21 protein-coding genes and 3 pseudogenes are annotated in these 24,722 nt (G+C 41.1%); 14 read left to right on the top strand and 10 right to left on the bottom strand.

Going from position 1 to position 24,722, the window contains the following annotated elements; translation table 11 throughout:
* Positions 1–394: 394 nt before the first annotated feature.
* The 4 genes from CZ794_RS08090 to CZ794_RS08075 form a co-directional block, all read right to left on the bottom strand.
* Positions 395–1,639 (bottom strand): GIY-YIG nuclease family protein, encoded by a 1,245-nt coding sequence (locus CZ794_RS08090; RefSeq protein WP_256958924.1) that lies wholly within the window; start codon positions 1,637–1,639, stop codon positions 395–397.
* Positions 1,639–3,567: a DEAD/DEAH box helicase gene (locus tag CZ794_RS08085; RefSeq protein WP_087041107.1), complete on the bottom strand. Its 1,929-nt coding sequence runs from the start codon at positions 3,565–3,567 to the stop codon at positions 1,639–1,641. Before CZ794_RS08085 ends, CZ794_RS08090 begins: the two co-directional genes overlap by 1 nt.
* Positions 3,560–6,298, bottom strand: a complete 2,739-nt coding sequence (locus CZ794_RS08080; protein WP_087041106.1) for a DNA methyltransferase — start codon at positions 6,296–6,298, stop codon at positions 3,560–3,562. The genes CZ794_RS08085 and CZ794_RS08080 overlap by 8 nt, the downstream gene beginning before the upstream one ends.
* A 75-nt stretch (positions 6,299–6,373) precedes the next feature.
* Entirely contained in the window at positions 6,374–6,886 is a 513-nt protein-coding gene (locus tag CZ794_RS08075) for a hypothetical protein (RefSeq protein WP_087041105.1), read from the bottom strand.
* Positions 6,887–7,171: 285 nt separating this feature from the next.
* Between CZ794_RS08075 and CZ794_RS08070 the strand changes: the two genes are divergently transcribed.
* Positions 7,172–9,397 (top strand): MobA/MobL family protein, encoded by a 2,226-nt coding sequence (locus CZ794_RS08070; protein ID WP_179207275.1) that lies wholly within the window; start codon positions 7,172–7,174, stop codon positions 9,395–9,397.
* 131 nt (positions 9,398–9,528) lie between these two features.
* Here CZ794_RS08070 and CZ794_RS08065 read toward each other — a convergent pair whose 3' ends face one another.
* Positions 9,529–10,392 (bottom strand): DMT family transporter, encoded by an 864-nt coding sequence (locus CZ794_RS08065; protein ID WP_087041103.1) that lies wholly within the window; start codon positions 10,390–10,392, stop codon positions 9,529–9,531.
* Positions 10,393–10,539: 147 nt separating this feature from the next.
* Between CZ794_RS08065 and CZ794_RS08060 the strand changes: the two genes are divergently transcribed.
* Together CZ794_RS08060 and CZ794_RS08055 are read left to right on the top strand one after the other, a co-directional pair.
* Complete coding sequence (locus CZ794_RS08060) at positions 10,540–11,460, top strand: LysR substrate-binding domain-containing protein (RefSeq protein ID WP_087041102.1); 921 nt, start codon at positions 10,540–10,542, stop codon at positions 11,458–11,460.
* A 187-nt stretch (positions 11,461–11,647) separates the two neighbouring features.
* On the top strand, positions 11,648–12,262 hold the full coding sequence (locus tag CZ794_RS08055) for a DedA family protein (protein WP_058025961.1): 615 nt from the start codon (positions 11,648–11,650) through the stop codon (positions 12,260–12,262).
* 42 nt (positions 12,263–12,304) lie between these two features.
* Here the strand turns inward: CZ794_RS08055 and CZ794_RS08050 are convergent, their stop codons facing one another.
* A complete protein-coding gene (locus CZ794_RS08050) occupies positions 12,305–12,622 on the bottom strand; it encodes a DUF4298 domain-containing protein (protein ID WP_226945179.1) in 318 nt (105 codons plus the stop codon).
* A 141-nt stretch (positions 12,623–12,763) separates the two neighbouring features.
* Between CZ794_RS08050 and CZ794_RS08045 the strand changes: the two genes are divergently transcribed.
* Together CZ794_RS08045 and CZ794_RS14290 are read left to right on the top strand one after the other, a co-directional pair.
* Positions 12,764–13,105: an IS630 transposase-related protein gene (locus CZ794_RS08045; RefSeq protein WP_058025959.1), complete on the top strand. Its 342-nt coding sequence runs from the start codon at positions 12,764–12,766 to the stop codon at positions 13,103–13,105.
* Positions 13,053–13,295, top strand: a complete 243-nt coding sequence (locus tag CZ794_RS14290) for a transposase (protein ID WP_143515721.1) — start codon at positions 13,053–13,055, stop codon at positions 13,293–13,295. Before CZ794_RS08045 ends, CZ794_RS14290 begins: the two co-directional genes overlap by 53 nt.
* Positions 13,296–13,305: 10 nt before the next feature.
* On the opposite strand, the gene CZ794_RS08035 is transcribed toward CZ794_RS14290, so the two are convergent.
* The gene (locus tag CZ794_RS08035; RefSeq protein ID WP_087041101.1) at positions 13,306–14,004 is read right to left on the bottom strand and encodes an LrgB family protein; all 699 of its coding nucleotides are present in this window, start codon (positions 14,002–14,004) and stop codon (positions 13,306–13,308) included.
* Between the two features lie 9 nt (positions 14,005–14,013).
* A complete protein-coding gene (locus tag CZ794_RS08030; protein WP_087041100.1) occupies positions 14,014–14,505 on the bottom strand; it encodes a CidA/LrgA family protein in 492 nt (163 codons plus the stop codon).
* A gap of 135 nt (positions 14,506–14,640) precedes the next feature.
* On the opposite strand from CZ794_RS08030, the gene CZ794_RS08025 reads away from it, so the two are divergent.
* From CZ794_RS08025 to CZ794_RS08010, 4 genes and pseudogenes are all read left to right on the top strand, one after another.
* The gene (locus CZ794_RS08025) at positions 14,641–15,531 is read left to right on the top strand and encodes a LysR family transcriptional regulator (RefSeq protein WP_058025956.1); all 891 of its coding nucleotides are present in this window, start codon (positions 14,641–14,643) and stop codon (positions 15,529–15,531) included.
* A gap of 3 nt (positions 15,532–15,534) precedes the next feature.
* Positions 15,535–15,764, top strand: a pseudogene (locus CZ794_RS14115) (IS3 family transposase); the annotation flags it as partial.
* A 251-nt stretch (positions 15,765–16,015) separates the two neighbouring features.
* Positions 16,016–17,292: pseudogene (locus CZ794_RS08015) on the top strand (IS256 family transposase).
* A 47-nt stretch (positions 17,293–17,339) separates the two neighbouring features.
* A pseudogene (locus tag CZ794_RS08010) lies at positions 17,340–17,987 on the top strand (IS5 family transposase); the annotation flags it as partial.
* Between the two features lie 14 nt (positions 17,988–18,001).
* Here CZ794_RS08010 and CZ794_RS08005 read toward each other — a convergent pair.
* Complete coding sequence (locus tag CZ794_RS08005; RefSeq protein WP_087041099.1) at positions 18,002–18,271, bottom strand: hypothetical protein; 270 nt, start codon at positions 18,269–18,271, stop codon at positions 18,002–18,004.
* A gap of 223 nt (positions 18,272–18,494) precedes the next feature.
* A complete protein-coding gene (locus CZ794_RS08000; protein ID WP_087041098.1) occupies positions 18,495–18,935 on the bottom strand; it encodes a helix-turn-helix transcriptional regulator in 441 nt (146 codons plus the stop codon).
* 131 nt (positions 18,936–19,066) lie between these two features.
* Between CZ794_RS08000 and CZ794_RS07995 the strand changes: the two genes are divergently transcribed.
* From CZ794_RS07995 to CZ794_RS07980, 5 genes are all read left to right on the top strand, one after another.
* Complete coding sequence (locus tag CZ794_RS07995) at positions 19,067–19,267, top strand: hypothetical protein (protein WP_087041097.1); 201 nt, start codon at positions 19,067–19,069, stop codon at positions 19,265–19,267.
* A 236-nt stretch (positions 19,268–19,503) separates the two neighbouring features.
* Positions 19,504–22,251 carry a toprim domain-containing protein gene (locus CZ794_RS07990; RefSeq protein WP_087041096.1) on the top strand — a complete coding sequence of 916 codons (2,748 nt, stop codon included), beginning with the start codon at positions 19,504–19,506 and terminating at the stop codon, positions 22,249–22,251.
* A gap of 18 nt (positions 22,252–22,269) precedes the next feature.
* A complete protein-coding gene (locus CZ794_RS07985; protein ID WP_087041095.1) occupies positions 22,270–22,626 on the top strand; it encodes a hypothetical protein in 357 nt (118 codons plus the stop codon).
* Positions 22,627–22,781: 155 nt separating this feature from the next.
* Positions 22,782–22,907 carry a hypothetical protein gene (locus CZ794_RS14165; RefSeq protein WP_256958923.1) on the top strand — a complete coding sequence of 42 codons (126 nt, stop codon included), beginning with the start codon at positions 22,782–22,784 and terminating at the stop codon, positions 22,905–22,907.
* A 351-nt stretch (positions 22,908–23,258) separates the two neighbouring features.
* Complete coding sequence (locus CZ794_RS07980; protein WP_256958922.1) at positions 23,259–24,431, top strand: Arm DNA-binding domain-containing protein; 1,173 nt, start codon at positions 23,259–23,261, stop codon at positions 24,429–24,431.
* Positions 24,432–24,722: the final 291 nt, after the last annotated feature.

Below are 24,722 nucleotides of genomic sequence, written 5' to 3'. Positions count from 1 at the left end.
TATACTAGACCTGCTTTCGAGCAGGTTTTTTTATGTCTGCAATTTGAGTCTAATCCCACGATGGGATAGATCGTGGGATAGTATAATTTGCAATAATATCCTGAGAGTCTTACTTTACGTGCATTTGGCAGGTTTTTTATAACTTTAGATCTTACTGTGCCGTGGGATAGAAATAGGTTTTTACCTATATTTTCTCAAGTAAATTTTACGAAAAACATCTCACTGAATTTAACAAATAAAACAGCCATACAAACTATAGCTTATATGGCTGCTTCATTATGCTGTGTAGAATAGTTTGCTCTAACTTTAAATTCTGCACTGTAGGTTCTGATCTTCTTGGTATAGTAAACTCAAATTTATACGCTTAGTTTATCAAGTTAGTTGTACGGTTTCTTCAGCATAGCTCTATCTTCTTAGTAGTCGAGTTATACCTATAATTTACAATCTGCCCGCTCACTATCAAATCAATCGCTGTGTTTATCTGCTCTAAAGGCACACTGAACCATTCTCTAGGTTTGCACATATTACCTTGCAAATCTGCAACTTCAACATCGATACAAACATCTTTAAATACGGTATGTACTAAGTTTTCAAACTTTTGCGTATTCATGTTATAGCACTCATAGCTGGCAACAACTTCGACTGGAGCCATTAAATAAGTAGGCTCATTGGCAGCATTTGCAATACGCTTTTTAACTGGTGTGCGTGAATAGCCTATTTTAAATAGATTGGGTATGGCTTGGATGCGAGAGTCTTGGCTTTGACTGCTTAAAATATAAATAAAGCCAGCCGACTCATCATCCTCGTTGATATTTTTGATATCAGCAAAATACTCACCAACAGGAGAGACTATTTTACCGTCAGCATAAAGGGCCTTAGCAAGAGAACGGTAAAGCATATTTGATTCTGTACCATTTTCAAATATACAGCGTGTTCTTCCGTCCTTTCTAAACCGTTTACCGTTTACTGTTTTTGCATCACTACTGAACTCTACCTCCTCTAGATAAAGCAATACGCCACTCAAGATATAAAACTCACCAACTACTAAGTTTTCACCTTTATCATCAAACTCAATAATCTTACGTTGACCACTGTTGAGCTCTTTCTGAACAATAGGAAATAGGTCTTTATATTTATCAAAATCCTTACATGATTTACGGCGAGCGACAAAGTCAGTTTTGGCTCGTTTATCTGCCTTAATATGCTTGATGTTAAAAATACTCTGATCAGAGTCACCCAGTAAGCCAAAATCATCATCTTCAAAGATATCTTCAAATGAATTGATCTCTCTTTCAACCAGTTCAGGTTCTTGTGCAGTGACTTCATGCGTAAGTGGTAACAGGTTAAATTCATCAAAATCCACTAAAGCACGGCACTGCTCATCGTTGTTCTTAATAGACTCTAAACGCTTGAACAGCATAAGCTCACTAATATTTGCCATATTATTTTCAGGTAAACGCTTATTAGTGTTGTAAAAGTCGCTTATCTCTTGGAATTTAGCGACTAAGTGCTCATCTGCTGTAGGTACCCGCGACTTTGCTTTAATCGTCGTAAGCCCTAAGTCATCATCACTATCAATGAAGCTTAGCCAATCATCTAACTCCATAGACTTTATCACTTGCCACTCTTCATTTCTCATTATGCAGGCACTCTCTTGCGTTTTTGTTGCTTAATATAAATGACACATTCAGCAAGTCTTTTTTCATTGAAATCTGAGCTATTCAAATCAGGCTCACGACCCTTTTCATGCACAAATTGCTTAACTTTAGGCCACAGTAATTTAGCCTCTTCAAAGTCCATTTGAATACGAGTGGTTTCAATAGATTCTTGGATGAGCTTAAGCACATCTGTCGTGATGGATTTTGAAAGTATTTCAAATGCTTTTTGAAAAGGATTGATCTGATCAATCAAGTCAATATGTAGCTCATCAATATTGATAAACTTGTCGGCCATACGAATAAACTTCTTACCGCCTTGCTCAGTTACTTCTGCTGAGCTTATTGCACAATCGACTACTACTTGCTGTCTGACTTCTTCAAGTTCAGCCTCAGTTAAATCAGGGTATTTTCTCTGAATGATTTTCGGTATAAGAATCTTATTAACTACCTCAGGATCAACTTTACCTGCTGAGGCCGCAATAACTTTATCATCTTGCAAGATAGCGGCTTTTAGGTCAGCCAAATCAGACTCTATGATAGCTTTAGTGCGCTTGGTGCTAGGTTCTTTAAAACCACCTATTTTCATTGTTCCTGGTGGCGTCGGTTCAAAATCACCATCTTTTTTTGTTTTGAACTTAAAATTAGGGGCAAGCACTTGTTCCATTAATAGAGAGCCAGTGATAGCTTTAAGCATATTATTTACAGCAATAGTCACGTTGTCGTTTGCAGCGTCAGGTTGAGCGATAAGGTTAGTGAATTGGGCGTGGCTTTTATTTTCGCTATCTCGAGTACAACGACCAATAATTTGAATAATTTCAGTCAGTGAACTTCTATATCCAACAGTAAGTGCGTGCTCGCACCACTCCCAGTCAAAACCCTCTTTTGCCATACCCAAAGCAATAATGATATCCATATCGTCTACGTGATTCATATTACGTAAATAATTTTGGATAATATCTCGGTCGTTTTCTTCGACTAAATCTGCGACCTTAATGACCGTTCCATCAGGCCTTGTTACAGGAATAACGCCTGTTTCAGGGTCCCTCTTTCCTGCCTCACCCAGCACTTCAAGAATAGCATCTACCTCATCATATTTTTCTTTGGTTGATTCACCCGAGTTGACGTTTGGTATATGAATAATGGTTTTTTTGCCATAATTCTCTTCTGAGTTGAGCACTTCATGAATGACATCAGTATAGCGACCCTGATAAAAGTGATAGCCAATACCAAGTGACTTTAGATAGTTATAACCATTGAGCTGCTCATAATAGTTAAAAGAAACCTTATCAAACTGAGCTTCATCTTCAGGTGTCAGCACAGGGATGCTATCGCCACGGAAGTATGAGCCTGTCATAGCGACGATATGGGCATTGGTATTTGCCATGATGCTACGCAACACACCACCTAAGACGTTATCGCCATCGGCAGACACATGATGAAATTCGTCAATAGCGAGCAAACAGTCATTAAACACGCTATCTTCTATTTCCTGAAAGGCAAAACGTAAGGTAGCGTGTGTACAAATCAATATCTCGTCATCGCTTGCCATAAAACGCTTAAACGCTTTGACCTTACTGCTTTCACCACCAGGAATGCATAGATTGTTGTTATCATCAATCTCCCAATCACAAAAGAAACCATACTTACTTAATTCTGTAGAGCTAAACGACCCGCCAATAGATCGCTCTGGCACCGCTACAATGGCTTTTTTAATGCCTTGATTATGTAGCTTATCCAGTGCCAAGAACATGAGCGCGCGTGATTTACCTGATGCAGGCGGCGCTTTTAGCAATAGGTATTGGCTACCTCTAGCAGCATAGGCTCGTGCTTGCATTGATCGCATACCCATAGAGTTTTCGTTTGAGCTAGCGCCTGTTTGAGCGTATTCGAAATGTATTAAATTAGGCACTTTGACATCCTGTTATTTTTTTATACTGTGAAAACAAGCACTCTAACCTCTCTGTGTCATTGCTAAAGCCCTTAGAGGAATAAAGACTATCAACTAACTTATCATTTTCTTCATGAGCTTTTCGCACCTCATCAGGCATCTTTTTGGGATCATACATGTCTCCTAAATTTAGCTCTGAATAACTTTCGCGAGCTTCAATGATATTAAGGGCTGCAATCTCTAGTTGAGCTAGTTTTCCTGAACTAATATTAGGTACAGGAAATGTATTATAAGAAATCCCAGAAGAATAACGAATGCGACTCTCTAATCGACCAGTTATAGCTCTAACCCATGTCATGTGGATATGAGAACTTATAATTGAAAAAATATAAATAGGAGCATCATAGATAACTTGCCCCAAATTCGTAATAATAGTTTCTTTATCGATGAAAGATATAGGTATATATGGTCTACGCTCTGACGATACTAACGGAATTACTATTTGATTGGTTTTAGATCTGTTTACCCATCGGAACTGATGAGGTCTATGAGCGCAGCTTCTAGCATTCATCCCACCACTTTCTCGTGATATACGTACTGCATCAATTACTGCATTTACTTCAGGGATGTTCTTAGCTTCTTCAAGCTCATCATCTTCAATCCATAGGCACCATCTGTAAGTACCTTTCAAAAGCTCATTTGAGCCCACAAGTTTCTTAAAATACTTTTCAGAAGTAGGACTTCCAACAATAAATTGTTGTTTCTCGTTATCTGTAAATATTAGGTTGCCACCATCATAAGGTTCGTTACCAACTTGCATTTTTGGTAAGTCACAAATCGAAGTCACCGCTTTATCTATTAAAATATTATCTGAATCAATTAGGTATGGGTTTATATTGGTGACTTCACGTCGAATTTCGTTCTCAAAGATAAACTTTTTCACAGATGTTTTTGACTCTTTCCTTAAACCTAAAATGCTAACAGTAACTCCTGCATTATTTTTTGCATTATTTCTCCACTTAAAATCCTTGTAAGCAAAGAAAATCTCTACATTGTAGTTAAAGATAATTTTCCATAGTAACGGTACTTGAGTTCCCTGACATACAGAGTTCGTTGTCACAAAGGCGAATGCACTTTTACTATTAATTACCTGAGCGGCCTTTATGAACCAGCATGCTATATAGTCTAGAGCCTTAGTATTTGTTAGCTCTTTTAAGCACTGTTTCATATCTTCTTTTTGTTCTTTATTTTGGTTTTTAGAGCCTATATACGGAGGGTTTCCGATAATATAGACTTCTTCCTTTTCTAGTGGAGGACAAGCCGCGAACCAATCGAGCTTTAGTGCATTACCATGAAAGATCCCCCCTGAAGCTTTCAAAGGAAGGGATGGGGCACAATCTCCAAACTCGGCTTTAAATTCTACATTCATCTGGTGCTCAGCCAACCAAAGAGACAGAATAGCAACCTCATGGGCAAAATCATCAAGCTCTATACCATAGAATTGAGAAAGCCTAATTCGTGAAAATGATGAATCTAGACTAATTTCATCAAAGAAATCATCTTGCTGACCGTTTTTTACTAGCTCTTGACGTAGCTTAATGACTTCCATCTCAAGTTTTCTAAGCTCTTTAAAGGCAATAATAAGGAAGTTACCTGAACCGCACGCTGGGTCGAATATTTTGATATTAGCGATGCGATCATGCAATTTACGTAAACGACTAGGTTTTAATTTTGCATCAATATTCTCTGCAATATTTTCCAGCTCTGCATACAAATCATCCAAGAACAGTGGTTCAATGACCTTCATGATGTTGATGACAGAAGTATAATGCATCCCCATACCGCCACGCTGATCAGGATGTACGACGGCTTGAATCATAGAACCAAAAATATCAGGATTGATATTTGACCAATCTAGCTCGCTACCGCATTCAATGAGCATTCTGCGAGACTTGGTAGAGAACTTTGGTGAAGCAATAGCGTCAGCAAAGAGTCCACCGTTAACGTATTCAAATTTGGCCAAATAATCTGGTAAATCATGACGATTTTCTTTGCTAGTATTTAAGACTTTAAACAAACGGTTAAGGTAACTGTCTACATCAGAACCATCTGCTTTGGTATGAGACTCAATCTCACCGCTAAATTGGTTGTCCGCGAATATACCCGTATCTTCTGCAAAGAAACAAAAGAGTAAACGAGTTAAAAATACGTTCAGACTATGAAGTGCGGCAGTATCATTCTTATTTTTTTCACTGAAATTATCTGCTTTAATCAAATCAAACAGCTTAGCCATTTTTTCAGCTGCTTTTACATCAGCTGGATTATCACCTTGATATACGGCTTTTTCCATACCGGCCCAAGGTAAGAAAAAGTCGAAATGTTTACCAAGCTCACCAAACTCAATATCAAGTGTGTCATTAGTACGCGTATCTATAGCTACAAACTGATTAAAATCAGTTGCAATAATAAAGCGTATCTTCTCTCGCGTGACAGAAGGCTCTTTCTTCATGTCATCGATATCTGAGAACACTTTATTGCTATCACTATGCTTGAAATAGATATGGCGCTTGGCCCTGACTTCCCCTGCGACCTTTGCTAGATTACGTTCACCGGATTTGATACGGCTTACTGTTGTCTTTCTATGCCCATAAGCTGCCATCAACTCGTATATAAACTGATCCTTGTCAACTGCACTACTAAGGACATCTGAAGCTAACTTCTTAACGGTTTCTTCTATTTGGGTTACGTTCACTTTATTTCCTTAAGCTGCTCTAAGTTAGCCACAATATTCACTAATACTAATTTTTGATTCTCGATAGATGTTTTTCTATCCGCGATAAATCTGATTGTTTGCGTGGTTAGAATAACCACTTTCGTTTAATAGCGAATTCTGTTCCTCATGATTAGTAGCATCAAATGACAGCTGTTGATTGTTTATAGCCTGACTGTCTTCAATAGTGACACTTTGATCAACAACTTTTTGCTTACTTTCTTTTGTATTCAACACAAACGGATCTACCTCTTTATCCAAGCCCATATCACCGCCCAAACTCTCAACCATACTTTTAAATAAATACCTATCAGACGATCTTGTAAGAAAGTCCGGAAAATTCATCGCAAAGTAATCCTGAATCATCTTTTCATCATCGCCGTCACTTGCCAATACTTGACCTAAAAATGCCCCCATCAAAATTTTCTGCTTGTTCAGTCGTTTATCCAACTTTACTTGCTGGATTTTAGCTTGGCGTTGTAACTCCTCTAAACGTTTTCGCTCTTTTAAGTCGTTAGTATCTTGATTATTAAAAATAGATACAGACAGTTTTTTGTTGAAGTCTGACATAACTTTTGTTCTCTATAGTAATATTTTTCCTAACCATAACAAGTGCTAAATAATGATTCAATATTTCATTATAGCCGTTAACATAAAACGATCTAAACTCTAGTCCATTATATTTTAGTATAGGGTGTTTGAGTCTCCCTGACTAAGGGCGAAGCAACGACTCAAAATTCAATCTATTCACTTCGTTACTATCTTAATTTTGAATCCTTCTTCGTTGGGGAAACCCCAAACCCCATGCCCCACAAAATGACGTGGGGCAAAAAACCAAACTACGAGGCGCTCTTTATGACCATGGTGCATTTCGATACTAAAGCAATTTCTCGAAAGGCAGGACAATCAGCGGTGGCGTGTGCAGCTTATCGTGCTGGAGATATTTTGGAGGATGTTAAGTATGGAAAAATCCATGACTATTCAAGAAAGCGTGGAGTAATGAGTGCCGATATCGTTCTACCACTTTCATTGAAGGCGTTAGGTGTGAGTGTAGACAGAGAAATGGTTTGGAATTTGGCTGAGGCAGCAGAAAATCGATCGGATAGTCGAGTAGCGCGTGAGTGGTTGATTAATCTGCCTTATGAGTTGTCTGAGAAAGAACGCCATACGCTAGCACTAGAATTCGCTCAAAAGCTTGCTGATGACATGGATGTGATTGCGGATGTGTGTATTCATCGTCCGGTGATGAAGTTGCCATTTGATCCTGATGCTAAGCCTAGCTCGAAACGCTTACGCGAAGGGGAGGAAAACCCTGATCCGCGTAACTTTCATGCCCATATTTTAGTGACCACTCGAGCGCCTACCCTTGGTCCTAATAAAACCTTGGCATTTGACCCAAAGCTCAAAATCCCTTTTGAGTGGTCGAATAAAAAACGTTTGGCGCACGATCTGCCCTCGTCAATGAAAGAAATCAAACGTATTCGTAAGATGTGGGTAGATACCGCTAATGTGATTTTGGCAGAGAAGAACCTACCCCTAATGGATGCTCGCAGCTATAAAGATCAGGAGTTAGACCAGCAACCGACGATTAAGATGGGCGTTGAAGCAACCGCCATGGAACGCCTAGGTATCACTACAGAGAAAGGTAATATCAATCGGGCCATCATTGCACGCAACAAAATGGTAGCTGAGAAAAACCATCAACAAGGAGTAGAACATGAGCAACGAACGACCTCCCTTAGACGCGGACTTGCTTGGACAACTCAGACAAACACAAGATTACCAATCTTCATTGGAGATACAAAACAGCGAGCTGACAGCACGCAACGACGAATTATCGACACAACATCAGGAATTACTTGGGCAACTGAGCGCTGCCAAAAAATACCAAACGGCATTAACACAGTTAATAACAGAATCAAATCAGCAGACGACGGCATTAAATGGGCAACTGACCACACTGAAAGCCTCCCAAAGCTTATTAGAGACACAGAACAGCGCATTAAAGACACAGAACCAAACCTTGAGTGGGCAGCTAAAAAATGTGAAAACCTACCAAAGCGAGCTGCTCACTCAAAACAATGGGTTACTGCAAACGCAAAAAGAGCTGGAAGAAGCGAACATATTGCTGCGGAAATCAATCAAGGCATTACAGAGCGAGCAAAACCAGCCCCAAGCCCCTTCGACAACGAATACGAAAGAGCCTTTCATGAGCGAAAAAGACAAATTGATCAAAAAACTAGAGACGCAGCTCGATACGCTAGTGAAGCAGAACAAAATACTAGAAGAATCAAAGCTGATACGTTAGACAAGAAAAAGGTTCTAGCTTACCGACTCCTCACGCGCAATCACGACAGTAAGAGGTTGCGTAAAGGACGTAACGACAAATCGGAACATTACCCAGAGAAGTTCGATTATCGACAAATTGCCATACTTAATGAATTTGCTCACTCTCTAGGTATTCACACGATTGAGAAAGAGTATCTAGAGAAACACGAGCTAGTCGTTGATATGCTTAGTCTTGAGGTCATGCAAAACAACCTAGCTGCTATAAACATATTAGTAGATAACCAAAAAGAAAGATCTCACAATCAAACCGTTACAGCAGACTTTTATGATTTTATCGCTAAGGTAGACAAACAAAGAGCTGAACAGGTACAACAGTATCAAACAAGATTAGGTAGAAATGATACTAGCAGAGTGACTGCAACGATAATGACAGCTCAACCTTATCTAGTTGCACTGACTAAATATGCAAATAATAGTGAAAAAACAGATGAGAACAGAGCATTAGCAGAACAACATATCAATCGGACTATTAGATTGACAGCTAAGCAATACGAGGTTGCTTACAAAGGACTGGATACTTTAATGAACCATGATAGCGTCCAGAAGCACGTTAGAGAGCTTGGAGACAGTTTAGGTAGATTTACTACTGATTACGCTGAGAAGTTATCTGGCGATGATTTAAGAAGCATTAATAACGGTTTAAAAGTCATTGATACAGGAATAGAGATTAGTAATACAAGTCAGAGGGTAGTTACACAGAATTCAGCGCAACCGACTTATTATAGTGTTTAACAAGTAATCTACAGTTTCGTCAAGCATGAACCGATGTAAACGTTAAATAACATTTTAGTCTTATTCATAACTTTTATTATTTCTTATTATTTATGACACATCAGATTGATTAGGTTTTAAAAGCTATTATCCTACCCAGTTTTTTGTCTAAACCTCATAGATTCGAGAGTAGCTAGCCATATCAAAGGTAGGATAATCAGCGCAGACCCTACTAACAAAGTCATATTTGGTACTTCATTAAACCATATGATTCCAACCACCACCGCCCCTATTAAACCTGAGTATTCCGCACTAGAGACTTTGTACGCTTCAATGTGTCGATACACCTGTACGCATATACCTGCATAAATCAAAATGAATACATTTGAACTGGCGGCCGTAATCAATGAGCGCCAATCAAATGGCTGTCCTTCCCAAATAGCCAAACCAAGCGCGAATGGGATTCCTAATAAATTGGTCAAAAGTAGCGTTTGATAGACAGTATGATGTTGTGGAAGTTTACGAACTAACAGATTGTTTAGCGCCATGGTTACCGCCACTATAAGGGCAAACACCGCCCCTAAATTGATCTGTTTCGGTTGTACAATAACGAGGATACCAGCAAAACCTAATATAGAGGCTGCGATAGTCGGAAAGTTTAATCTGTCTTTATAAAATAAAAAACCCAGTGGTAATACAAATAAAGGGGCGCCATAAAAAATAGCATTCGCAGTCGCAAGAGGCAGTGCTTGAAGAGACAGTACCATAAATATCACACCCAATAACCACACGTGACTACGAACAAAGTGCCATTTTATATTACTGAATAACTTGTTCTTTTTATTAATTAAGCAAAATGGCAACAGCATTAAAACCGCTGTGCATTGACGAAACAGGATAAATTGATATACCGCCGTCTCAGAGGGCAAGGCCTTTATCAAGGCGTCTGAGAAGACCGCAATGATATTTCCTAGTACCAATAGCGTCATGGCAAATGCAACACTCATCTTTGGCATTTTTAGCCTCCCCGCCCTATTCAGAATTCAGAAACTGTTAAAACCCCAATGGGTTCATGCTGATTTAACGATCTGTCAGGCAGTATATTCAAGTAAGAGTATGATGTATAATGATATAAAACATATTTAGTATTACCTGAGGTAATAATGGATTTACCACCGCTGCGTGCAATACAGTGCTTCGAGTCCGTTGCACGGCTTAACAGCTTTTCAAAAGCAGCAGAAAGCCTCAATGTGACACAAAGTGCCGTGAGTCACCAAATACGCATCCTTGAAGAGTATCTTGGGGAAGCAATGTTTTACAGGCAAGGCCGGACCTTTTCGTTGACAGAGGTTGGTGAGCGTTATTTCACAGATGTGAGTGGCGCATTGGGTCTACTTTCAGATAGTAGTCAGATTATTAAACATGGAAAACCTGGGCGTATACGCTTAGCTCTGTACAGTTCAGTCGCAGTGAATTGGTTGATTCCTCGACTAGAAGACTTCTATAGACAGTATCCAGAAATAGAACTTACTTTAGATATGGTTAATCATCCCTCTGATTATAATGAGCAAAGGGCCGATTGTTATATCACCGTCGATCCTCCTCCACATGCTTTCATCAGTAAGTTTTTATTTGCTGAAACTTTATATCCTGTTTGTGGTCAAAAGCTTTGGGAGAAAATAAGAGATAAACCCCTTCCTGACGCATTGTGGCGGCATCCAATATTGTCTGTGAGATATGCAGATACGAGCGAGAATACAGCGGAGGATTGGCTGCGATGGTGTAAGGCAGGCGGATTTGAATTACCAAGCGATATAAAGATAAATCATTTTAGTCATGTACTATTAGCGATAGAAGCCGCACGGTACAATCTGGGTATTACTCTTACCAATAATTATATGATGCAGGATGATGCTTATAAACAAAATATCGTTAGAGTTCCAATGCATGAATTTCTAACAGGGGATAACTTTTACTTCGTTTGCAAGGAATTAAGGAATAATCAGGATGATATTATTAAATTAAGCGAATGGCTAGAATCCCAATGTAATGATACCCACCGAGCAAATCAAAGCAACCGATAACATCTTATTTTGGCATACCGGAGGCGCGCCGGCGCTATTTGCCTACGCTGATGATTTAGATATACGTTAACGAAACTTGCACAGCGCGTAAAACCTTCTAAATTGAAAAACCACTGATGAGCTAGTATCTTTTGCCTAAAGATTCGGCTTAGCAGCAATATTGTTCATTCTATTATAAAGGTTTTTTATGGGTCAAATCAGTGACTGGGTACTCTCTATCACGGCGAAGTTTGGCTACTTTGGCATTATCTTTGCCATGTTTGCCGAAAACGTCTTTCCGCCTATTCCCTCCGAGGTTATTATGCCTGCTGCTGGGTTTGCCGCCTCAAATGGTGAGCTTAATCTCATACTTGCCATACTAGCAGGGACGCTTGGCGCGGTACTTGGTGCGTTACCGCTGTACTATTTAGGCCGCGTGTTTAATGAAGAGCGCTTGATAGCCTTAACCAAAAAATATGGCAAATTTGTTTTTGTAAAACCTGACGATATCAAAGCTACCAATGAGTGGTTCGATAAGCACGGTAAAAAAGCGGTATTCTTTGGTCGTATGGTGCCTGGTATCCGCTCGTTCATCTCGATTCCTGCCGGTATGAATAATATGCCGATGCTACCGTTTTTGGGGCTCTCCGCACTTGGTGCAAGCATTTGGACGACAGGTCTGACGTTCGCGGGTTACTATATGGGCCAAAACTACGAGGTTATTGAATCGACGCTCGCCCCTTACTCGACAGGTATTGGCATCCTTATCGTTGTCATTATTATTGGTTGGTTTGTAAAGCGGCGTTTATCTGATAAACACTAACAAACGCGCAGGCCGATAATCACTAAGTGCTAACGCCTTGATTTACTTGTCGATAGCGTCCAACCCTAAGCGCATCCAAGTAATCGCCTGCTCTTGATGCTCTGTCATCGCATTCCAAATACCGTCTTCGCTAAAGATAGAATGAGCCTCACCAGAGTGCTTAATCGTGACATCAGCCTCACGATCTTGTATCCACTGCGGACTTAAATAATACTCTTGTACCTCAGACAGTAGCGCTTCTGCCTCTCTCCAATCTTGCTGCGCCTGTAATAATTTTGACTGTAGAGCAGACCAACGCTCAAATTTGTGTTGTATGTCTTGTGGATCAATGTCTTGTGGATTAATAGCTTCGCTCATCATATAACTCCTATTTATAGTTGCAAAAATCTCTTTAGAATTTCAAATCAGCTAATACCTTGTCTTTACCTGTGATAATTCAAAGTATAGTAAACCCTACCAAGAACTGTTACGATAATTCTAAATTCCAGCTCGCTAATTACCATGACATACCCCATTACCCTTCGTAAAAAGGTACTACAGTCTCTTGAACAAGGTATGAGCGTGCGCACCGCAGCCAAGCTTTATGATATGAGTCCCACCACCATTATTAACTGGAAAAAAGACATCAGTATCAAGCCCATCGTTAGAGCACCGCGCAAAATATCTAATGATGCCCTAAAACAAGACATTACTGACTATCCTGACGCTTACTACTATGAAAGAGCTGCTCGTTTGGGCTGTAGTAAATCCGGCGTAGAAGCTGCCATGAAAGCGAGGATAAAGCAAAGCACTGCTTTGCCCGAGTGTAAGGGGAGAGCTATGCTCGAGTACCAGATTTCATAAGAACAAACGTATCAAAAAACTATTAAACCGACATGGTCATCGCATACTCTGGCTACCGCCTTACAGCCCTGATCTAAATCCTATTGAGAAGAAGTGGGCTGAAGTAAAAACGCTCAGGCAGGGCTGGGGTGAGAATAATCTAAATCATTTATTCAGCAATGTCTGCTGTTACAACTTTAAGTTGGATTGACTATATTTGTTTAAACTTGCCCAAATAACATTACGCCATGTATTAATGAAGGGCCTAAGAATACCATAAACAATCCCGCTAAAATCATTGTTAAACTAGCTATAACGCCCTCGTCCTCATTGCGCTGACTTGCCCGGGCTGTACCAAAACCGTGTGATGCATTACCAAATGCGATTCCATTTGCAAGATGTGAGCGAATACGAAAAAAAGTCAAAATCATATCCCCTAAAATCATTCCCACCATCCCTGTAATCAAAGTAAACAATGAGACTAAAGAGGAAGAGCCGTGAATTTTTTCAGATAAGTCTAACGCAAATGGTGTCGATATTGAACGGGCCATCAAGCTATAGGTCAAGGTCTTATCAAAGTGGAACAAACCAGTGAATAGGTATATGCTTAAGACTCCCACCACCATCCCAACAGTTATAGAAGCGGTCAAAGCCAAAGCATGTTGACGTATTAAACGACGATATTCATAAATAGGTATAGCAAACGCAACCGTTGCGGGGGCAAGTAACTGCACAATCCAAGCTGTATCCTTCCAATAAGTATCATAAGAGATATTAAAGATAATCATTAATGAAAGCGTTATTACTGGAACCGTGATAGCTGGGTTTAGCCAAGATTTTCGATAGCGCACATAGATTACTTTAGCCATATAATAAGCAGCTAATGTCCAAATGAGACAAAGGATTGACCAGACATTCATTGTAAATCCTCACGCATTACCATTATTTTTTAGGTTTAATTGGGCTTTATGAATCTGATGTCGATGCAATCTACGTTGCAAACGGTGCACCATAATAAAAGTGAATGCTGAGCTTAACATCACCATCGCGGTACTTAAGATAATTGTCAGCATTAATTGCCAGCCCTTACTGATAAATAGCGCCTTGTATTGAAGTATTGACATCATAAGTGGGATAAACATTAATACTAATTCACCCAAAACAAATTTTGCCCCCAGTCTGACCCAGTTAACCTTGATAGCACCACTCATTAATAAGATCAGCATTAAAAATACCCCTAAGACGCCTGAGGATACGGGTAAATGCAATAACTCAACCAATATCGCAGCACAATACCAGACAGCTGCGATAATAGCGCATTGCATAAGGACATGAAGCCATGATTGGCGACAGAACTGTTGAAGTCTAAGTTTTTTTTCAGCTACAAAGGATAGGGATAAGTGAATATTAGGATTACGCATAATAATTGTTGTTTGTTGATTAGAGACTACTTATTATAAAAATACCCTAGTCATAAATTATGAATTATATTTTTATTTTTATTCCCAATTTCTATAATAAATTTCATTATCCTTCCTAACCATGGTTTATTATTCATGATAACTTTGAAACAATTACGCTGCTTTGTGACAGTCGTAAAAACAGGTGGGTTTCTTCAAGCCAGTATTCAACTCAATCTAACCCAACCCACCGTTACCAAATCCATCAGTAACCTTGAAGAATATTTAGGCGTAGCTCTGTTTGATAAGCCGTTGACTCATAGAAAAAAGCGGCTAGTTAATTTAACGGAAATTGGCGAACACCTCTATATTCAAGCAGTGGATATCTTACAAAAGGCAGATAATCTTGAACAAACAGTAGTAGATTATCAGCAATTAATAGGTGGTAAGTTGCGTCTGGGGATTTCACCGTTAGGCAGTGAAATACTAAGCAAAGCTATTTTTAACTTTTACCAAATGCATCCTAGTATAGAAACCTCACTTATCGAAGATGGTGCTGAGTCACTTAAGCAGGCCCTTCTAGAGGGGCAACTTGATGTGGCAACATTGATGAAGCCGATTGACGATGATTTTGACTACTCGTCGATATGTTGCTATCCAGTGGTGGTCGTAGCAAATAAAAACCGTATGGGTAAGCGAAAAACCAAGGTAACACTTAAATCACTATCAAATGCACCCCTAATTTTATTTACCTCGAATTCATCATTTACTCCAATGATTATAGAAAACTGTCAATCACTAGGTTTTGAACCTAATATTATTTGCCAAACCAATCAGTGGCACTTGCTTCTTGATATGGTAAAACAGGATATGGGTGTGACTCTTTTGCCTCAATATTATACTCAAAAGTTGGATTTGACAGGATTAGTCTGCTTGCCACTAACCCAACCTCAGTTAAAATGGGAGCTTGTCATGGCTTGGCGTCGTCATCGCTTGCTTACACCAAGTATGCGAGCTTGGCTTGATAACATAAGAAAAAATATATAACCAAGCCTTGATAATGCTTTGGATGAAACAGGGCATAGAGGTTATACAAAACAGAGGTGATTGAATATTTAAAAGCAGGTTGGCAAAGTTTAGCGAATGTACAACTTGCGACATTGAATTGAGTAGATTGGTTCAATAAAAAGCGTATACACAGTGCATTGGGCTATGTATCGCCTTTTGAGTTTAAAGCAATGTACTATGATAAGCTTAACCTGTTAGGTCAAGTGGCTTAACTTAAATAAAAAGGTCTCAGACAAACCCGGTACAGTTCACTTTTACAAAAAACTAGAAGCACTAAACCTTTCGTTCGAAGACCTTACAGAACATAATTTAATAGACGCTAAGGTACACTTAAAGAAAATAATAGAGAAAGGTAAAATATATAGATTAACGGATACTGAGAAAACAGCAAAAGCATTCTACGTTCAGAGAGTTTCCCAAACTTTGTGTAACTGCTTATAATCCACTAACCGGAGAATAAGCAATGACAACTCAATCTGGCATTAAGAAACTAGCTGAACAAATGGCTGGTAGCATGAAAAGCTTCGATGACATCAAAGACCTCCAGAAGCAGCTCATGCAATCCTTTATCGACACTGCCCTTGAAGCTGAGATGGAAGACCATCTCGGCTATCCTAAGCATGAAAAGGCAGATAAGCCAAATAAACGCAATGGGCATACTAAAAAGACCGTCCGCAGTGACACAGGCGATCTTGAGATATCCGCTCCAAGAGACCGCAATAGCAGCTTTGAGCCTGTGCTGGTCAGTAAGCATCAAACCCGTATCTCAGGTCTCGATGATAAAATCATATCGTCACTACAGGCATAGCCTTCCGTCTTGCGCTTCGGGCAAGTGTGCCCCACACACTTGCTTATCCTCGCTCATACGCCAAGGGTCAAACCACCACCGAGATTGTAGAGAGCATTAAAGAGCTCTACGATGTCGATATCTCCAGTAGCTTAGTTTCAAAAGTCACTGACAACATATTAGAGGACATCACCGCTTGGCAGAACCGTCCGCTGAGCAGTGTCTATCCTATCGTCTATTTGGACTGCATCGTCGTGAAGATACGTCAAGACAAGCAGATCATCAACAAGGCTATCTATCTGGCACTAGGCGTGGGACTTGATGGCAGAAAAGAGCTGCTTGGTATGTGGCTCTCAGAGCATGAAGGCGCTAAGTTCTGACTGGGTATTCTCACTGAACTACAAAACCGCGGGGTACAAGATATTCTCATTGCCTGTGTTGACGGCTTAAAAGGCTTCCCTGATGCCCTCAACACCGTCTACCCCAACGCTCAGGTTCAGCTGTGTATCGTGCATATGGTACGCTATTCAATGAAGTTCGTACCGTGGACTGATAAGAAAGCCGTAGCGGCTGATTTAAAGGTTATCTACGGCGCTGATACGCTTGAGATAGCAGAGGCCAATCTTGAATCCTTCAACGCAACATGGGGTGATAAGTACCCGCATGTGGTTACCTCTTGGCGTAATAACTGGGAGGGCTTAACGGTGTTCTTTGGCTACCCTAAAGACATCAGAAAAGTGATTTATACCACCAATGCGATAGAGCCTTTAAACAGTGTGATTCGGACAGCGGTGAATAAGCGTAAAGTATTCCCCTCTGATCAAGCGGCGTTTAAAGTGGTGTATTTAGCCACCCAGCAGGCATCCAAAAAGTGGTCGATGCCGAGTCAACACTGGACGTCTGCTTTGAATCGCTTTATGATTATGTTTGATGATCGTATTAGGGCGTGTTGAACATTGGCGACAAATTAATGGCAAAAAAAATAGCGAACGGTTAGGGCGTGCTTTATCGCATGCGTGCTGGCTGTCCTTGGCGCGACTTACCCGAGTATTTTGGCAAGCCTAATACCATCTATAAAGCTTACCAGCGCTGGTTTCGCAGTAATAAGCTAATGGCATTATTTACGTTACTGATCAAAGACGCAGACCTTGAGTGGGTCTTTATCGATGGCACTCATATTAAAGCGCATCAGCACAGCAGTAGTGGCAATGAGAACCTACAATCCATTAGCAAAAGTGTGGCAGGCCGCGCGACCAAGATTCACTTAGCAGTTGATGCTCATGGCAATCCGATTACCTTTATTTTATCAGAGGGCACAACCCACGATGTCAAAGTCGCACCTGATTTAATAGACAAGGTTGACTTGAGTAATACAGAGGTTTTATGTGCCGATAAAGGCTATGATTCTGATGCACTACGAGCCCATATTGAACAAGCAGGGACGCATAATAACATCCCTCGAAAACGAAACACTCAGTCTTCTAACGACCATATGGACTGGGACTTATATAAAGCCAGACATCTAGTAGAAAACGCTTTCGCTAAGCTAAAACAGTATAGGGCGGTTGCCACCAGATTTGATAAGCTCAAGCAGAGTTATGAAAATACGGTCGCTCTTGCTTGTGCTTATATCTGGCTCAAATTATGAATGTTCAACACGCCCTAGATTAACTTAGCTTTGATACCTATTTTCCCTCGTCCAAGTTTCAACCACCATGCCGGTACGTATCCCTGAGCTTGATCACGTGACCATAGCGCGGTTAACAGCCCCAATCCTATGAGAGACACAAGGGCAAAAGTACCCTCTGAAATCATACCTAAAAAATATAAAGTAGACATAGTAATAACTATGAAACTATATGTGAGCCAACCTCTCACGCCGTACTCAATAAAAGCGCAGGACGTATCTATAAAACCTTTTAACTTACTCATCACTATTCCTCACTTTAAGCCGACTCTTATAGTTGAAACAATAGCACTGTGTTACGTTTTTATCAACACAAACCCATGTATGATAAATCGTTTCTGCTACATAAGAAAATCATTAGCAAATAAATATGCACTGATGATAATCAAAATATTATCAAAGCTACCTCTTCATATATCTGAAATGAATACGTATTGAAATATAACATCAAACTGTCTCTGAATACGCTCATTTGACCCTATTGATTAATCCTACCCCGATATTAGCTAATGTTTTGTAGTCATAATCATTATTTACCTCCGCACCAGCTTGGATGAATGCTTCTTCAGCATGGTACATAGCTACTAGTAAAGCATCAGAAGGGTTGTGTATATCCATAATTTCAGGTAAGTAGATCAAACGTCGAGCATAGCGTGTTGGTGTATCGATATCATTAACTATGGCATCACTCGCTAGTGTTTCCAATCTTATACCCAAAAGTATATACATCACATCAAACCCTATATTCCAGAGCTTAACGACTAATGATGATGGCATATCTCGCTTGCCTGTTTCATAATTTTTATAGGTATTTTGATGAACGCCTAACTGGTTGTAGACATCAACTGCTTTCAAATTTAGACGCTCACGTTCTAATTCCAATCGCTTACCCATATCTTCAGGATTCATCTAACCCCCTCAAAAATACACTCTCATGTAAACAAAATATTGACATACACTCAAATGTTAGTATTATTATACACTCAATTGAGTGAAACGTTTTAGAATAATATATTCTATCATAATAGGATACCACCAAAATGAAAGTGAGCACATTACAAGCTACGAACAAAGGACAGTTACATAAATCCAATCGTAAAGCCATACCTATTCGACTTCTGCCAGAACAACACGCTGAACTTAAAAAAACTGCAGCTACTGAGATTCGTTCTATGGGATTTATCGCATTACGGCGCTACCAAGCTGGTCTGCAATTAGAGCAGTCAAAGCAACCAACCTAATATATTGACACTGCCATCGCAAACACAGTCGAGATGACAGTGTCATTTTTGGGCGATGAGGGAAGTACCGGTCAGTACTTCAGAAATTATCAGCCATATCCAACAATATTCGTATTCACCCGACCCCTTTAGATCAGCGCTTATCAGATCAGTAGTTTCATCACTACTAGACATGAAAACAGTCAATCCATCGTAGGCATAAACCAAACCACTTACCAAACCAAACGAGCACTATTATGCAAACCATGCAAGATGATACCCGTAGCGAGCTAATCACTCGCCTCGTACAAGATTATGGTCTCAAATTCTCCAGCGACCGTCAGTTTTTGCGTTATGGCCGCTGCCCGTCATGCGGAAAAAAGGAGTTATTCACCGGTGCTGATGCGCCGTGGACGATCCAGTGTGGCCGCGCTAATAAATGCAATTACCAAGCATCTACTCGCGATATTTACCCAGACATATTCGCCAATTGGACGAAGAAAAACCCACCAACACCCAGCAACCCAAATGCCACCGCCGATGCTTATCTTCAGTCTGGGCGCGGCTTTGATGTCGTCAAGTGGCAACGCAGTTACAGCCAAGAAGTCTATAAAGACTATCAGTCAGGCTTCACCTGCCCCACCGTGCGCTTTAACCTTACCAGCAATGGTCAAACGATCGGCTATTGGGAACGCTTGATAGAGCCAGCACAAGGTATTGCTAAAGCAAAAGTACAGACTGGCTTTAAATTCAAAGGTCACGCGTGGCTACCGCCAAAGCTACATCTAATACAAGGGGTCTGGTCATATGTCAAAGAATTGTGGATAGTTGAGGGCATCTTTGATGCCATGGCGCTGACTGAGAACGGTCTGCACGCGATCAGTAACATCACCGCTGGCAACTTCCCAGCGCACACCCTAGCACAAATCAAAGCGCGCATGGACGAGCTTGGCAAGCCACAGCCCAAGCTTATCATCGCACTAGATAGCGACACTGCCGGACGCAAAGCGACAGATAGACTTGTCGCACAAGCCAGACAGAACGGCTGGGATGTCGCCGCCGCGCAATCCAGCGAATACGGTGACGGCGCGGACTGGAACGACTTACATAAGGCCGGAAAACTCACCAAGACCGACCTTGAGCGCTATCGCTTTTATGGTGATCTGCTTATTGCTGATACCGCCAAGGACAAAGCCCTGCTCACCTACAACCAATGGGGCAGCACCAGCTTTTATATGTTTTTCAATCATTGCACCTATTGGGTAAAAGTCGATACAGAGAGCTTTGATAAAGCCAAGCAGCAAGACGCAGACAGCGAACCGACCGAAGACCTATTCAACACTGAGGAAGAACTCAAAGAAGCCCTGCAGCTGTGGCATGACGACCTGATGCAGTCCTGCATGACGGTCACGCAGATCATGAACTGTCAGCCGCAAGCGCTGTATTATCAGTCAAATCTGGTGACAGATGAAAGCTGGTACTTCTTTCGCATTCGTACCCCCCAAGGCGACACCAAAAACACCTTTACAGGCAGTCAGTTATCAGCCGCCGGTGAGTTTAAAAAGCGCCTACTGTCCGTCGCCCCTGGTGTCATCTATCAGGGCAACTCCAAGCAGCTCGACATCATGCTGGGCCGCATGATTAACGGTATCAAAACCGTAGAGACCATCGACTTTATTGGCTACAGCAAAGACCACCAGACCTATATTTTCAATGATACCGCCATTCGTCATGGCCAGACCTACGCGCTCAATAAAGACGACTATTTTGACCTGCCCAATAATAAAAGCCTCAAGACATTGGCGGCCAGTCCAAGCATCAACATTGGCAGCCGTCCCAGTCAGCCGGTCAACTGGATAGCGGACATCATCAGCGGTTGGGGCGTGCAGGGCGTCATCAGTTTAGTCGGTTTTATGGGCAGCTTATTTGCCCAGCAAATCCGTGATCGTCAAAAGTCATTCCCTTTTTTAGAGATTGTCGGCGAACCTGGGACGGGTAAATCGACACTGCTTAGCTTTTTTTGGCGCCTTATCGGCCGTGAATCTTATGAGGGTATCGACCCCAACAAAACCACTAAAGCTGGCCGTATGCGCTCACTCTCGCAGACATCAAACATGCCATCCGTCCTTATCGAGTCCGACCGTGACGGCGCAGGGACAGGCCGCAATTCTCAATTCAACTGGGACGAATTAAAAAACCTATACGACGGCGGCACCATTGGCACACGCGGCGTCAAATCCGCAGGCAACGAAGTCTATGAACCACCCTTTCGCGGCACGATTGTCATCAGTCAAAATCTACCCGTGGTCGCCTCCAAGGCCGTACTAAGCCGTATCTGTCATCTATTTTTTACCGTTGAGCGTCAGACCCGCGATAGCGAGGCGGCGGCGCGTCGCATCGAAGCGCTACAGTCTGAGGATGTCAGCCATTTTTTGGTTGATGTGTTAAAGATGGAAGTCAAGTTTTTACAGACCTTTTTTGATACCAAAATGGCACATGAGAACTGGCTAAAAGACAGCGGTGTCAAGGCGTTTCGTGTCGCCCATTGTCACGCGCAGCTGCTTGCCTTGTTTGACGCAATGAAGCTGTTACTGCCGGATTTGGTGAGATTGGACGGCGCATTCAAGCAAGCCATATTTGAAATGGCAACAGAACGTGATCAGACGCTAAACACTGAGCATCCGCTGAATATTCAGTTCTTTGATGTACTCGAACGATTGAATGCGGCACCCAACGCAATCGAAGGTGCAGCGCATCATATCCGCCGTTTGCACATCAATCACAGCAAAAACCCAAATCTATTGGCAATCAGCATGCCAGAGATCTACCAGCTTGCGAATGAGTACCGCTATGACCTACCGCCACAATCCGACATGCATCACGCGCTGCGCCAGTCTAGACAGTTCAAGTTTGTGGCAGCAAACAAGACGGTAGCGTCTCAAATAACAGGCCGTAGCATTCGTTGCTGGGTGTTTGAAATACCTAAAAACCTAAGCTTCACTTAATCAAAAGGAACCCAAACCATGAATCTATTACTAGCAGGAATACAGACTGAAGAAGAGTATGCGCGTGAGCGAGCTGCTAAAAGCAAACAGCTTAAAGAAGCGCTTACCAAGGTATTAAAAATGGCATTGGATGATTGCGGTGGCAGTCGTGTCTGTCGTGATTTTCTATTGTCGTTATATAACGGTCACGCTTACCCATTCAATATGAACGGCTTACGCAATCTAGATGGCGGATTATATGCGGCTTGCATCACGATAATGAATATCGATTGCAGACCGAATCCACCGTTTGAGATTCATAACTGGTTTATCAATGGCGATGAAATATTTGCAAGCCTTAAAGCCAGTCGCGCCGAATCGGATAAAGGAAAATAACTAATGAACTTAAACAAATTAGTGCAAATGGCGATAGAACATCAGCAGCAGCAAGAAGCCTCAAAGCTACAGCACAACGCCACTTTTGAACTATTGGCTTTACCTTTACCTGAACCATTCCACCAGTCCAACGTGAACACGAATCATCTCCTTCTATGAAAGAATTTATCAATAACGTTGGCTATCTTGGTAACGAACAAGAAGATGTATTCCTTGAGCTGATAAGTAATGCAAAAAACATGATTATTGATATGGCAAGTAAAACAGAGGACTGTCGATGAGCATCTAAACCATGACCGCATGGGTAGAAAATCCCTAGTGAAAGAAGATGATAGACATTAGTTTTATCTTACATAACAACAAGCTCTACGGTATAGATATCCCATTTTCAATCATCATTAATAGCAGGCCTATCAAATAACGATTCCACTTAGGCATAAAAAAACAGCCCTCACCGTAATGAGGACTGTTTTAACAGATAATTTGAGCCAAAAGCCCAAACCAAGAGCTTTTTAGTGGCTCATTAGTTACCAAACCAGATTTTTATTATAGCGTCAATTTGGCATAAAAGCTAGTTATATTAATACCTTAAGGTTTTCACACATACATTTTTACGCACAGGAGAACACCAAGTGGCCAGTATCGAACCACTCAAGACCAGTATTCGCATTATTTGGTATATGAACGGCGAAAAAGACAGCGAAACACTGCTAAACACACCGCCCACTGCTGTAAACAAAGCCAATGCTCAAAAAATAGCGGATATGGTAGAGCAGCAAATACAAATGGGCATATTTGACCGTGATGCCGTATTCCCAGCGTCACCAAAGCGGCAAGCCTCGTACTTTGGCTACTATATCCCGATTTGGCAAAATGCCGAACAAAGCAAAGTCTCTCCTACGTCATGGGACACATATATTGGTAAAGTGGCCAATCATATAACGCCCTATTGGCAAAGTAAGCAGATCAGTAAGATTAGTGCTGAAGATGTGGAATATTGGGTTTATAAAGTATTGAGAGCTGAGCTGTCGCCCAAGACCATAGTCGATATACTAGGATTATGGCGCTCGATTTGGAGCTACTGGGCCCGTCATCAAAAGAACTTTAACGATCCTAGCCAGTACATCAAGCTCAACGCCAAAGATCCAAAAGACATCGATCCTTTTACTCGCGCTGAGATAGATATTATTATTGGTACCGAAACTGACACCACGTTTCGCAACCTTTGGACGGTCATGCTGTGGTCTGGCTTATCCAGTCATGAGCTGTTGCCATTAGCCACAGAAGATATCAACTTTGCAGAGTCCACAGCTCATATCAAGCGCGGCTTTGTCAAAGGCATTCATAAAGCCACCAAAAACCGTAGACGTAAACGCCAAATAGAACTGCTGCCCATCGTCGTAGACGCATTGGCCAATCAAGCAGAATTGGTAGCGAATCATAAAGCGCAAACCATCAAAGTCTTAGAGCGAGACAATCACACCTATGAGCAGCAGCAGCTTACTTGGCTTTGGCTTAACCCTCGCACTGGCAGCCACTATACCTATCCGCAATTAGAGAAGCGCTGGAAACGTCACCTAGACAGCTGCGACATTCCCTATCGCGCTTTGAATAACGGTCGCCATACTTACGCGAGCCAAGTGCTATCGACAGGCATCATCAGCGCTGAGTGGTTAGCCAATCAGCTAGGCCACGTCAACACAGAAATGATCCACAAACACTACGGCAAATTCATCCCCAGTGATAGCCGACACATCATTCGCAACCTAGCAAACGCCTTAAACAATCATCACAATCAGCCCTAAATTTAGGGCTTTTTTATTCCTATATCATCAGTTCAGGTAATTAAATACCATATGGGTAGCGATAATAGGTAATTGTAGTAATAGCTCGATAAACAAGACCTAAGTCATTGATATAATTGTTATTTAAAAATACCTTAATATGGTAATAAAAAGTAATTATAATTACATATATTAGTTAAGCATATGATATATATAGTTTTTATAGTCTCTTAATTAATACCTTTTAGCTGTGTATTCAATTACTTAATAATTACCTTCAAATTACAAAAAAATCCAATAAAATCAATATGA

Source organism: Psychrobacter sp. JB385 (assembly GCF_900163785.1).
Taxonomy (GTDB): Bacteria; Pseudomonadota; Gammaproteobacteria; order Pseudomonadales; family Moraxellaceae; genus Psychrobacter.
Note: the sequence above shows the minus strand (reverse complement) of the source record. Positions and strands in the feature narration are given on the sequence as shown.